Origin of the sequence: Enterorhabdus sp. P55, assembly GCF_009911695.1 — a bacterium.
Classification (GTDB): domain Bacteria; phylum Actinomycetota; class Coriobacteriia; order Coriobacteriales; family Eggerthellaceae; genus Enterorhabdus.
This window is the reverse complement of sequence record NZ_QWKK01000076.1, coordinates 1-11,337: the sequence shown is the minus strand read 5'-3', so window position 1 is coordinate 11,337 and position 11,337 is coordinate 1. Positions and strand designations below refer to the sequence as shown.

The 11,337-nt window shown below is 67.6% G+C and carries 12 protein-coding genes and 1 tRNA gene; 8 read left to right on the top strand and 5 right to left on the bottom strand.

Annotated features, from left to right (window positions below; translation table 11 throughout):
• Positions 1 to 179: 179 nt before the first annotated feature.
• The gene (locus D1643_RS07940) at positions 180 to 590 is read right to left on the bottom strand and encodes an Rrf2 family transcriptional regulator (protein WP_160710112.1); all 411 of its coding nucleotides are present in this window, start codon (positions 588 to 590) and stop codon (positions 180 to 182) included.
• 156 nt (positions 591 to 746) lie between these two features.
• Between D1643_RS07940 and nifS the strand changes: the two genes are divergently transcribed.
• From nifS to D1643_RS07925, 3 genes are all read left to right on the top strand, one after another.
• Positions 747 to 1,952, top strand: a complete 1,206-nt coding sequence (gene nifS / locus D1643_RS07935) for a cysteine desulfurase NifS (protein ID WP_160710111.1) — start codon at positions 747 to 749, stop codon at positions 1,950 to 1,952.
• Between the two features lie 35 nt (positions 1,953 to 1,987).
• A complete protein-coding gene (nifU, locus tag D1643_RS07930; protein WP_160710113.1) occupies positions 1,988 to 2,452 on the top strand; it encodes a Fe-S cluster assembly scaffold protein NifU in 465 nt (154 codons plus the stop codon).
• 201 nt (positions 2,453 to 2,653) lie between these two features.
• On the top strand, positions 2,654 to 3,700 hold the full coding sequence (locus tag D1643_RS07925) for a Na/Pi cotransporter family protein (protein ID WP_160710110.1): 1,047 nt from the start codon (positions 2,654 to 2,656) through the stop codon (positions 3,698 to 3,700).
• Between the two features lie 660 nt (positions 3,701 to 4,360).
• Here D1643_RS07925 and D1643_RS07920 read toward each other — a convergent pair.
• A complete protein-coding gene (locus tag D1643_RS07920) occupies positions 4,361 to 4,720 on the bottom strand; it encodes a YccF domain-containing protein (protein ID WP_160710109.1) in 360 nt (119 codons plus the stop codon).
• Positions 4,721 to 4,814: 94 nt separating this feature from the next.
• On the opposite strand from D1643_RS07920, the gene D1643_RS07915 reads away from it, so the two are divergent.
• Both D1643_RS07915 and D1643_RS07910 read left to right on the top strand, forming a co-directional pair.
• Positions 4,815 to 5,447 (top strand): DUF4230 domain-containing protein, encoded by a 633-nt coding sequence (locus D1643_RS07915; protein WP_160710108.1) that lies wholly within the window; start codon positions 4,815 to 4,817, stop codon positions 5,445 to 5,447.
• A gap of 80 nt (positions 5,448 to 5,527) precedes the next feature.
• Positions 5,528 to 6,328, top strand: a complete 801-nt coding sequence (locus tag D1643_RS07910; RefSeq protein ID WP_160710107.1) for a hypothetical protein — start codon at positions 5,528 to 5,530, stop codon at positions 6,326 to 6,328.
• 3 nt (positions 6,329 to 6,331) lie between these two features.
• On the opposite strand, the gene D1643_RS07905 is transcribed toward D1643_RS07910, so the two are convergent.
• Positions 6,332 to 7,432: an ATP-binding protein gene (locus tag D1643_RS07905; RefSeq protein ID WP_160710106.1), complete on the bottom strand. Its 1,101-nt coding sequence runs from the start codon at positions 7,430 to 7,432 to the stop codon at positions 6,332 to 6,334.
• 532 nt (positions 7,433 to 7,964) lie between these two features.
• Between D1643_RS07905 and metG the strand changes: the two genes are divergently transcribed.
• From metG to D1643_RS07890, 3 genes are read left to right on the top strand one after another with little or no spacing between them, the layout of a single operon-like run.
• Entirely contained in the window at positions 7,965 to 9,554 is a 1,590-nt protein-coding gene (gene metG / locus D1643_RS07900; RefSeq protein WP_160710105.1) for a methionine--tRNA ligase, read from the top strand.
• A 48-nt stretch (positions 9,555 to 9,602) separates the two neighbouring features.
• The gene (locus D1643_RS07895; protein ID WP_160710104.1) at positions 9,603 to 9,899 is read left to right on the top strand and encodes a nitrate ABC transporter substrate-binding protein; all 297 of its coding nucleotides are present in this window, start codon (positions 9,603 to 9,605) and stop codon (positions 9,897 to 9,899) included.
• Between the two features lie 18 nt (positions 9,900 to 9,917).
• Positions 9,918 to 10,574, top strand: coding sequence for a TatD family hydrolase (locus D1643_RS07890; RefSeq protein WP_160710103.1), 657 nt, complete (start codon positions 9,918 to 9,920; stop codon positions 10,572 to 10,574).
• 76 nt (positions 10,575 to 10,650) lie between these two features.
• Here D1643_RS07890 and D1643_RS07885 read toward each other — a convergent pair.
• Positions 10,651 to 10,747: transfer RNA gene (locus D1643_RS07885), tRNA-Sec, on the bottom strand.
• A gap of 215 nt (positions 10,748 to 10,962) precedes the next feature.
• Positions 10,963 to 11,337, bottom strand: a 375-nt coding sequence (locus D1643_RS07880; protein ID WP_201751035.1) for a SelB C-terminal domain-containing protein, incomplete at its 5' end; no start/stop codon positions are given.

The following is an 11,337-nucleotide window of genomic DNA, read 5'->3' as shown; positions in this document are numbered from 1 at the left end:
GCATCCCCGCGCATCCCCGCGCCTCCCCGCGCCCCCCGCGTCCGCCGCCCGGCACCTGGCATCCGCCGCGCCCGTGGGGGGCCGCACCCGCATCCCCGCGCATCCCCGCGCCTCCCCGCGCCTGCGGGCCGCATCCGCACCCCCCGCGCTCGTAGGCCGCATGCGCACCCTCGCGCTTGCTACCGCAGCTCGTCGTCGGCGGCCTCTGCGAGGGTGATGCCGGCCAGGTAGTCGCGGATGGCCTGCTCGAGGCCGCCCCAGATGCGCTGTGAGAGACAGCCGTCCCGTCGCTCGCAGGAGAAGACGCCGCTCATGCAGTCGAGCAGCTCCAAGCCATCCTCGCTGGCGGACACGACGTCGGCTAGCGTGATGTTCTCGGGCGCGCGAGCCAGCTCGTAGCCGCCTTGGTAGCCGCGCGTGACGCGCAGCAGCCCTGCGCCCGTGAGGGGCGCCACCACCTGCTCGAGGTACTTCTTCGAGATGCCTTGGCGCTCGGCCACGTCCTTGAGGGCCACGCAGCCCTCGCCGTGATGCTGCGCCAGGTCGATCATGAACCGCATTCCGTAGCGGGTCTTCGTCGATATCTTCATCGGATGCTCCTCCGTCGTGCTTCTTCTTGAATCCTACGGTAACGAGGGGATTTTCTGTCGCTGAAAACAAAATCCACTAAAACGCTTGACATTGATTGGCGCCAGTATATATTAAAGTCCAGTAAACTACTAGACAATAGTCACGAGGACAGAGACATGAAGCAGATCTACCTGGACAACGCCTCTACCACCCCGGTTCGCCCGGAGGTGCTCGAGGCCATGCTGCCGTACTTCTCCGAGGACTTCGGCAACCCCTCGTCGCTCTACCCGGCTGGGCAGCGCGCCTCTGACGCCGTGGCCGCGGCCCGCGCTACGCTCGCCGGGCTCATCGGCGCGAAGCCGGCGGAGGTGTACTTCACGAGCGGCGGCTCCGAGGCCGACAACTGGGCCCTCAAGGGATTCGCCCGCGCCAACGCCTCGCGCGGACGCCACCTCATCACGAGCGCCATCGAGCACCATGCGGTGCTGCACACCTGCCAGGCGCTCGAGAAGGAGGGCTTCGAGGTCACCTACCTGCCCGTCGACGGTGACGGCCTGGTGGACCCGGCCGCCTTCGAGGCCGCCATCCGCCCCGACACCATCCTCGCCTCCATCATGTTCGCCAACAACGAGATCGGCACCATCGAGCCCATCGCCGAGCTGGCGGCCATCGCGCATGCGCACGACGTCGTGTTCCACACCGATGCCGTGCAGGCCTTCGGCCACGAGGACATTGACGTGCGCGCCCTGGGCATCGACCTTCTGAGCGCATCGGCTCACAAGCTGAACGGCCCCAAGGGCGTCGGCATGCTCTACGCGCGCAAGGGGCTGCGCCTGGCCAACCTCATCGACGGCGGACAGCAGGAGCGCGGGCGCCGCGCCACCACCGAGAACGTGCCCGGCATCGTGGGCTTCGCCAAGGCCGCCGAGCTGGCCTGCGCCGAGGCTGCCGACGAGCGCGCCCGCCAGACGGCCCTCCGAGACCACGCCATCGGGCGTGTCCTCGCCGAGATCCCCCATGCGCGCCTCAACGGCAGCGCCACGAGCCGCCTGTCGAACAACGTCAACTTCTCCTTCGAGTTCATCGAGGGCGAGGGGATGCTCCTGCAGCTGGCCGCGCGCGGCATCTGCGTGTCGTCGGGCAGCGCCTGCACCTCCGGCTCGCTCGACCCGAGCCACGTGCTCTTGGCCATCGGCTTGCCGCATGAGATAGCCCACGGCTCGCTGCGCATGACGCTCGGCCGCGAGACCACGCGCGAGGACGTCGACTTCGCCATCGACGCGCTCAAGCAGACGCTCGACAACCTGCGGATGATGAGCCCGCTGTACGAGGACTACCAGCGCGGCAACGTCGAATCGGTCATCGAGCGGATGGCCGCCTAACCTTCCCAGCTAGCGAAAGAGAGGCCCTCATGGCTATGAACTACTCCGAGGCGGTCATGGACCACTTCACCAACCCGCGCAACGTCGGCGAGATCGAGAACGCCAGCGGCTGCGGCACCGTGGGCAACGCGGTGTGCGGCGACATCATGCGCATCTACCTGGACATCGACGGCGACAGCGTTATCCGCGACGCCAAGTTCAAGACCTTCGGCTGCGGAGCGGCCATCGCCACCAGCTCCATGGCCACCGAGCTGGTCAAGGGCAAGACGATCCAGCAGGCGCTCGAGGTCACCAACAAGGCCGTGATGGAGGCCCTCGACGGGCTGCCGCCGGTGAAGGTGCACTGCTCGCTTTTGGCCGAGGAGGCCATTCATGCGGCGCTGTGGGACTATGCCGAGAAGCACAACCTGGTGATCGAGGGGCTCGAGAAGCCTGTGAGCGACATCGGCGAGCACGACCACCATGCCGTCGAGCTGGTCGAGGACGAGGACGAGCTGTAGCACTAAGCGATCCTCGCCGCGGACGGGCTCCGTCCGCCCCACGGCTCGCGTGCCTTTCCCATCGGGGCCCCGCCACGTGCGGGGCCCCTGTGCGTCGGCGCGATTTTACCCAAGTCTTACAAAACCCTCGCCTGCGCCTTACCCGCGGCGCCTATCCTGCTCGCGTAACGAGAGAACCCAAGACGCAGGGAAGGAAGCCTGATGAACGAGGTGCTGACGGTAGGACTGGGGCTGCTGGGCGGCCTGGCCATCTTCCTCTACGGCATGAACGCCATGAGCTCCAACCTCCAGGAGGTGGCAGGCGACAGGATGCGCGCCATCCTGGGCGCGGTGACGCGCAACCCGGTGATGGGCGTGCTCGCCGGCGCGCTGGCCACGGCCGTGCTGCAGAGCTCGTCGGCCACCACGGTCATGACCATCGGCTTCGTGAGCGCCGGCCTCATGCGGCTGCCGCAGGCCATCCCCATCATCATGGGCGCCAACATCGGCACCACCATCACGGCGCAGATCATCGCGTTCAAGCTGTCCGACTACGTGCTGGCCTTCGTGTTCGCCGGCTTCGTTGTGATGTCGCTGGCGAAGGAGGAGCGCACCCGCGCCATCGGGCGGGCGGTGTTCGGCTTCGGCCTGCTGTTCCTCGGCATCGACACCATGGGCGACGCGATGAAGCCGCTCGCAGCAAGCCCCGTGTTCACCCAGCTCATCGGCGAGGTCGCGCATATTCCCGTGCTGGGCATGGTGGTGGGAACGCTCATGACGCTCATCGTGCAGAGCTCGAGCGCCACCATCGCGGTGCTGCAGAACTTCGCGTCGCAGCCGGGGCCTGACGGCGTGACGAGCGTCATCGGGCTTGAGGGCGCCATCCCCATCCTGCTCGGCGACAACCTGGGCACCACCATCACGGCGCTGCTCGCCGCAGTGGGCCAGTCGCGTGACGCCAAGCGCGTGGCGCTGTCGCACTGCCTGTTCAACCTGTCGGGGTGCCTGCTGTTCGTGGGGCTGGTGGGGCCGTTCTCCGCCTTCGTCGCGATGATTCCGCCCACCGGCCCGGAGCTCGAGGTGATCGCGCGCCAGATCGCCAACGCGCACACCTGCTTCAACGTGGCCATGACGCTCATCTGGCTGCCGCTCGTCTCGCTCATGGTGCGCCTGGTGATGGCGATCCTGCCCGACGACCCGCGTCGCCCCCGCGTCCGCCGCTGGGGGAGCGCGCCGGGCGCGTCCGGTTCCGACGCCGCTCCCGCGTAGGGGGGGCGGCCTAGCGCCTGTGGGCGCGCGGGCACCGCACGGGCGGCTGGCGGTGCGGCTAGCGGCTGCGTGGCCGCGCGCGGGGCTGGCGGTGCGGCCAACGGATGCGTGGCCGCGCTGACGGAGATCGCCGATGCAGCCGATAGCTCGGGTGGCTGCACCGGAGCCGGCCGTGCGGGGAAGACGTCCCGAATCCGCCAAAAAACGAGGTTGTGCGTCGTTTCTGGCCGGTGGCGGCGGGCGCATTATCGACGAGGGCGTGTTTCGTTTGCGTTTGCCCTGGAAAAGGCTGCGGCTCACTTTGCGACAGGAGAATTGGCGCTTGTCGGTGGGCGCACAACCTCGCTTTTTGGCGGATTAGGGACGCAAACGCCGCGCGCGGGTGCTGTGCACCGTCTAGCGCGGGGCCTCGACGTGTCTTCGCTGCCAGAAAAAGTCGCTGCAGTGGCACTCTTTGGCACTTCGGTACGGTCTGGCGAGCCCGCAGCGTGCGGCCTGGCGGGGATCGTCGGCGTTTCCCCAGGTGAGAATTTCCGCGGGGCCTCAGCGTGGCGCTCGACGAGGCGCACAGGCGTACCGAAGTGCCAAAGAGTGCCAATTTCGCGCGAAAGAGTGGCTGCGGCCCCTTTGGCGTTGGATCCCGCCACGCCCCGCAGTGCGTCAGCGCACGACGGCGCCGAAGGGGAGCAGCGAGAGCTTGGCCATCTTGAACAGCTGGATCCCCGGCGGCAGCCCGATGATGGTGACGCAGAACAGGGCGCCTCCCACGGCATAGGCCAGCGCCATCGGGATTCCCGCCAGCAGGGCCCAGACGATGTTGGCGACAAGCGAAGGCGCCCCGCCCCCGTACTCGACGGTCTTGCCAAAGGGCGCCAGCGTGAGCGCCGCCATCTTGAACGCCTGCCGCCCTAGCGGAATCCCGATGATTGACACGTAGAACAGCACGCCTGCCACGCACCACCAGAGGGCGGTGAAGATGCCGCCCAGCACGATCCAGATGATATTGGCAATGGTGCTCATAACTCCCCGCTCTCGGCTCGCCTTTCTATGCTAGGATGATTATAGCGGCTTCTTTTATGAAGCTATCAGAAACGCTAGAGGGAAGGGGAGAGGCATGGCGCGAAAGCGTGCCGGGAGCAGTCTGAAGTCGTTCGTCGGGGGCGTCGTTGTGGGGCTTGTCGTCGGGGCCGTCGTCGTGACCCTCCTCTTCACCTACAATCCTCCCGACCAGCGCGAAGGCGACGAGGTGGACGCGGCCATCCTGATGGAGGAGATCGCGCAGATCAGCGAGCTCGCCACGGCCGAGCAGTCGTATACCGTCGCCGAGAAGGTGTCGAGCAGCAACACGCTCTTCGACCTGGTTGACATCCCCTTCACGGAGAAGTTCTTCATCCTCACGTACACGGGGAGCGTCAAGGCGGGCGTCAACTTGGATGACGCGTCCATCGCAGTCGAGGGCACGACGGTGCGCGTGACGCTGCCGCCGGCGCAGATCCTCTCCGACGCCATTGACACGGAGAGCTTCAAGACGCTCCACGAGCAGGAGGGCCTCTTCAACCCCCTCCACGTGGATGACGTCACCCAGTACCTCGACAAGACGCGCCAGGAGGCCGAGGCCGCCGCGCTTGCTGGCGACGTGCTCGCCGAGGCTCAGGCAAACGCCGAGGAATCCGTGCGAGCCCTCCTCGGCGCCGCCCTCCCCGAGGGCTACGCCATCGAGTTCGAGATCGAGGGGACGGCGGAGTAGGATTCTCGCTGACAGCTAAGGCGCCATGGTGGCTAAACAGGCGGTATCGACCGGCGAAGGAAAGCGAGAGAGGAGCCGAAGTGGCGGAAGAGGAGGCAGAGGGACAGGCTGTCGAGACGCTTCAGATAGTGATAGCCTCGGCAGCGCAGATCCCGGGAGTGAAGATCAGCCGCGAGAAGTACCTTGCCAGCGCGTTGCGGGGGAAGTTCTCCCCGGAGGTTGTCGCCTTGGCGATAGCGTCGTCTCCGGCGGCCGCTGGCATCTCTCCGGATGAGCTGAGTCCCATCGCGGACGCCTCTATTCGCTACGAGGCGACCAAGGTGACGGCCTTGTCCGCGGTGGCGGGCCTTCCAGGCGGGTTGGCGGCGGCGGGAACCGTGCCCGCTGATTTGGCTCAGTACTTCGCCCACGTAATCCGGATAAGCCAGAAGCTCGCGTATCTCTATGGGTGGGAGAATATCTTCGAGGGAACCGCCGAGGAGCTAGATGACGAGGCCAAGAGCCTCCTGATCCTCTTCATGGGGGTTATGTTCGGCGCGAACGGGGCGGCCGATGCGGTGGCGAAGATCGCGCAGAACGCCGCCGGGGCCGCGCAGAAGCAGATCGCGCAGAAGGCGCTGACCAAGGGAGTCGTCTATCCGGTGGTGAAGAAGGTTTCAGGATACCTTGGGGTTAAGATGACCAGGGATGTCTTTGCAAAGGGGGTCTCCAAGGTCATTCCCCTCATAGGCGGCGTGATATCGGGGGGCATCACCCTGGCGACGTATGCGCCTATGTGCCTGAAGCTGAAGGGCTATCTGGCGGAGTTGGAGATGGCCAATCCCCGGGCGTTCGTGGTGGAGGTGGCGCCTTGCGAAGGCGGGGACGACTGCGAAAAGTAACCCTCACCCTTGCTGCAGGTACCCCGTGAGGTGGGGGATCGCTATGGCCACCCGGCCGCGTTCGGGGGCGGTTATCACGCCGGCATTGAGGAGGCGCTTACGGTACTTCTGGGCGTAGTCGGGGGTGACGCCCATGCGCTTGGCGACGGCGGACATCCGCGCCCGTCCGCCCTCGGCGGCGACGGCACGCAGGAAGGCGACGTCCTGATCGGAGAGGCTCGCCAGGGTGGTCTCGCAGATGTCGTTCTCGAAGTCGCGCCGTGCTGATTCGAGCGCTGATTCCAGCGCGCCTTCATCGACGGTGCCGTCGTCGGCCGCGTAGAGGACAAGGTTGTGGCCGACGAGCTGCAGGAGATAGGGAGAGCCCTCGGTTGCCTCGGAGGCTCGGCGGCGCAGGTCGTCTCCCACGGCCAGCCCCAGCGTCCTGAAAGCTTGCAGGAAGAAGGCATCCACCTCGGAGAACCCGAGGGGTTCAAGCGTGACCTTGCGCGCGCGGTTCAGGAAGGTGAGCACGCGGTCGTTGAGCGTGGCGGACACCGCTCCGGGCAGTCCGGCCATCACGAGCGCGATGTTCTGGCCCTCGCCCACGAGCTCCTGGTAGGTGGCGATGAGGGAGCGCACCTCGGGCGAGTTGGCCTGAAGCTCGTCGACGAGGACGAGCACGCCGCGGTCTCTCTCCGTCAGACGGCGACAAAGGTGCGTGAGCTTGTAGGCGTCGCTTTTCGTCTCCTGCACGTCTCGGGTGAACTGAAGCCCGGCGGAGAACCCGAGCGCGCCCATGCTACCGCCGGTCACGCGGGCTGATCGCTCGCTCACGTAGCGGCTGCCAGCGTCCTGGATCTTCTCGACGATGCGACCGACCATACCCTCGGCGGCGATGGTCGGCGTCGCGACGGCGAATCCTGCCGCGGTCGCCTGGTCGGCCAGCTCCCAGAGAAGGACCGTCTTGCCCGACCCTCGTTGGCCCAGCATGACAACTGCCCGCTCGCGGCTGCCCGGCGTGGTCTGCAGCCCCGCGAGCAGGCTCGACAAGACGTCCTCGCGACCGACTAGCTGCGAGGGCCGGTTGCCGAACGACGGCGAGAAGATGGTGTCCTGGCGCATGGCTCGTTCCTTTCCTTTTTTCCCATTTTTTCCTTTTTTCCTCTTTTGTAAAGAATGGGGAGTGACGGGGGGCGGCTTGACCAGTGTCGTAGATTGGCGCTGAAGTGCACAGAATTTGCGAGTTTGCGACTTTTAGGGGTGCTTTTTCGGGCTTTTGGGGCGGAATAGGGCGGAAATGCCCGGATTTTCGGGGGCAGCGCGCCCCCGAAGTCGTCGATGTGCGCACAAAGTCGTGAATTTTGTGCACTTTGGCGCATATTAGCGTTCCGGCGCGCGCTGACGGGCGTGCCCCGGTGGCGCTGGCGGGCTCCGGCGGCAGGCGCGCTGGCACGCGCATCCGGCGCGCCGGCGGACGCGGTACGCGCGGTACGCGTGCGGTCGCGGCGTTGCGGCGCCGGCGGGTGCGCTTCGGCAGGCGCGCTGGCGCGCGCATCCGGCGCTCGGTCGGGGGCTCGTGGTACAATGAGCGGCTGTATGCAGGCGGGCCGACGTGCGTCATCAGCCGCCGCGCCCCGACACGAGGAGCCGCCCCATGACCAAGGGAACCTACGCGTTCACCACGCCGATCTACTACGTCAACGCCGCGCCGCACCTGGGCACGGCCTACACCACCATCGCCGCCGACACCGTGGCGCGCTACCAGCGTATGAACGGGCGCGAGGTGGCCTTCGTCACCGGCATGGACGAACACGGCCAGAAGGTGGCCGACGTGGCCGCCGAGCACGGCATGACCCCGCAGGCCTGGTGCGACTCGATGGAGCCGGCCTTCCGCGACGCGTGGGAGATGCTCGGCATCACCTACACCGACTTCGTGCGCACCACCGAGCCGCGCCACGCGCGCACGGTGCAGAAGTTCTGGACCGACCTCTACGACAAGGGCTACCTGTACAAGGGCGCCTATGAGGGTTGGTACTGCGTCCACGAGGAGACCTACTACGCCGAGAGCGACCTGGAGAAGGACGAGGAGGGCACCTTCGTCTGCCCGGACTGCAAGCGTCCCGTGCAGCTGATGGCCTCGGGGGAGGAGAACTGGTTCTTCAAGCTCTCCGAGTTCCAGGAGCCGCTGCTCAAGTTCTACGAGGAGCACCCGGACTTCATCCGCCCCGAGTCGCGCCGCAACGAGATCGTCTCGTTCGTGAGCCGCGGTCTCAAGGACCTCTCCATCAGCCGCTCCACCTTCGACTGGGGCGTGCCGCTGCCCTTCGATGAGGGGCACGTGGCCTATGTGTGGGCCGACGCGCTGCTGGCCTACCTCACGGGCATCGGCTACGCCGATCCCGACCGCCCCGGCGAGTTCGACGCCGCCTGGCCCATGCAGTACCACTTCGTGGGCAAGGACATCATCCGCTTCCACTGCGTCATCTGGCCGGCCATGCTCATGGCAGCCGGGCTGCCCGTGGCCCACACGGTGTTCGGCCACGGTTTTCTGCTCACCAAGGGCGAGAAGATGTCGAAGTCCAAGGGCAACGCCGTCAAGCCGGCCGACCTCGTGCGCGCCTTCGGCGTGGACGCCTACCGCTACTACTTCATGAGCGACGTGCAGTTCGGCCACGACGGGTCCATCTCGCTCGAGCGCATGGTGCAGGTGTACAACAACGAGCTGGCCAACACGTGGGGCAACCTCGTGTCGCGCGTGTTCAACATGACGAAGAAGTACTTCGACGCGCTCGTGCCCGCGGTGCCGGCGTCGCTGGCGGGCGCCGAGAACCCGCTGCGCGACGAGGCCGCAGGGCTCTACGCGGCCTACGACGCGGCCATGGAGCAGGTGGACTTCACCGCCGCCGCGGCGGCTGCCCAGCGCCTGGCCGCCCGCGCCAACCGCTACATCGAGGAGACCGAGCCCTTCAAGCTGGCCAAGGACCCGGAGCGCGCTGACGAGCTGGCCTTCGTCATGTACAACCTGCTCGAGGCCATCCGCATCCTGGCGCTGTACTTCGCGCCCTTCGCGCCGTCCACGTCGGCCGAGGTGTTCCGTCGCCTGAACCTGGGCGACATCGCCCAGGTGGACGATATCGAGGCGGCCACCGCCTGGGGCCAGCTGCCCGCCGGCAACCTGGTGGAGACGGGCGATCCGCTGTTCCCGCGCCTGGACGCCGACGAGATCGACCTGGAGATGGAGTAGCCCGCGCGGCCGGCGCGAGCGAAGGCGAGCGGACGGGAAGGAGCCGCCATGGAAAGGGAAGTCGAGCCGCTGTTCAGGGACGGGCTGTTCCGGAAGAAGAAGCGCAACGGGGAATGGGAGGTGGTGGCCTCGCCGATCATCTACACGCCCATCGCGGACTCGCACGCGCACCTGCAGATGCTGCCCGACCCGCCGCTGTCGCTGGCGCGCGCGGCCCTGCACAAGGTGGAGTTCGTCGAGACCATCGTGGATGTGTGGGAGGACGGCGCGGAGACCTTCGAGCGCCTGGACGACTGGGCGTTCAAGGCGGCCATCGAGATCCGCACCATCGGCCGCCACTGTTGAGGCGTGCCCATCCCGCGCGTGCCGCGGGTTCGGATTGCCGTGGGGTGCCATCCCCATAACGCCCAGCACTACGACGACGCGCTCGAGGCCGTGCTGCGCGAGCGCCTCCATGACGCCCGCGTGAGCGCGCTCGGCGAGGTGGGGCTCGACTACCACTACGACCTCTCGCCGCGCGAGGCGCAGCGCGAGGCCTTCCGCCGTCAGATCCGCCTGGCGAAGGAGGCCGGCCTGCCGGTGGTGCTCCATATGCGCGAGGCGCATGACGACGGGTTCGCCCTCCTCTCTGAGGAGGGCTTCCCGGAGGCGGGCACGCTGCTGCACTGCTTCAACCTTGATGCCACCGAGCTCGCGCGCTGGGTGGACGCCGGCTGCTTCATCGCCTTCGGCGGGCCGCTCACGTTCAAGAAGGCGGAGGAGGTGCGCGAGGCGGCCAAGCTGGTGCCGGCCGACCGGCTGCTCACCGAGACCGATGCGCCCTACATGACGCCCGAGCCCCTGCGCGGCACTACCTGCGGTCCCGAGCACGTCGCGTTCACGGCGGCCAAGCTGGCCGACGTGCGCGGCTTCGAGGATCTGCGTACCCCCGCGCGCGGGGAGTTCCTGCGCCAGACCTACCTGAACGCGCTCGGGTTGCTCGACCGCGAGCCCACTGCCTGGCAACGCGGCGAGGGATAGGGAAGGCGCGCCGGAGGGCGCTCATGACGAAGAGCGGGCCCCGCTGCCTTCTGGCTGCGGGGCCCGCGTCGTGTTCTGGCGGAGATGTGTGCGAATCGAACACACCCGAGACGTTCTGCGCGCCTCACAACGGCTTTGAAGGCCGCGGGAGCCACCAGGCCCCATCCATCTCCGTGAAGGGGCGGCCTGGTGAGGAGCCGCCCGCAGTGATGGACATGATACCTGATGCGCGCGCGAAGGGAAGGGGAAACTTCGCGTCGCGACGAGGTTGTTTCCCGTGCGCTTGCGATGGCGGCCCGGGATGCGGGGCGCAGGTCCATCGCGGGAACGCGGATGCCTGCGGCGTCGGGCTTGCTCGGCCGCTGCAGGCGAGCAAGCCCGACGCGTCCTACCGCTCGACGAGCACGCGGAGGTCGCCCTCGCGGCGGGTGAGGCCGGTGGCGTCGAAGAGCTCGAGCAGGGGCATCGCGTACTTGCGGCTCACGCCCATGGCGTCCTTCAGGTCGGCGGCGGTGGCCGGGCCGTTCGCGCGGATGACGCCTGCCACTACCTCGCGCAGGCCCGCCACCACCTGGGCGTCGTAGAAACGCTCGGAGTCGATGCGCACGGCGCGCCCGTCGCGTTCGAGGGCCGCCGCGGCCTTGCGGGCCTGGGCGGGCGCCATCCCCGAGCTCGCGCAGAACTCGGGGAGGGTGGGCGGCGCGGCACCGGCCGCGGCGAGCGCGGCGGACAGCTGGTCGGCTGCCGCGGCCTCGGCCATGCG

Bases quoted from the DNA above. Each gene is read 5' to 3' on its own strand.
- D1643_RS07940 (WP_160710112.1), bottom strand. From the start codon at position 590: ATGAAGATATCGACGAAGACCCGCTACGGAATGCGGTTCATGATCGAC.
- D1643_RS07925 (WP_160710110.1), top strand. From the start codon at position 2,654: ATGAACGAGGTGCTGACGGTAGGACTGGGGCTGCTGGGCGGCCTGGCC.
- D1643_RS07915 (WP_160710108.1), top strand. From the start codon at position 4,815: ATGGCGCGAAAGCGTGCCGGGAGCAGTCTGAAGTCGTTCGTCGGGGGC.
- D1643_RS07905 (WP_160710106.1), bottom strand. From the start codon at position 7,432: ATGCGCCAGGACACCATCTTCTCGCCGTCGTTCGGCAACCGGCCCTCG.
- nifS (WP_160710111.1), top strand. From the start codon at position 747: ATGAAGCAGATCTACCTGGACAACGCCTCTACCACCCCGGTTCGCCCG.
- D1643_RS07920 (WP_160710109.1), bottom strand. From the start codon at position 4,720: ATGAGCACCATTGCCAATATCATCTGGATCGTGCTGGGCGGCATCTTC.
- D1643_RS07895 (WP_160710104.1), top strand. From the start codon at position 9,603: ATGGAAAGGGAAGTCGAGCCGCTGTTCAGGGACGGGCTGTTCCGGAAG.
- metG (WP_160710105.1), top strand. From the start codon at position 7,965: ATGACCAAGGGAACCTACGCGTTCACCACGCCGATCTACTACGTCAAC.
- nifU (WP_160710113.1), top strand. From the start codon at position 1,988: ATGAACTACTCCGAGGCGGTCATGGACCACTTCACCAACCCGCGCAAC.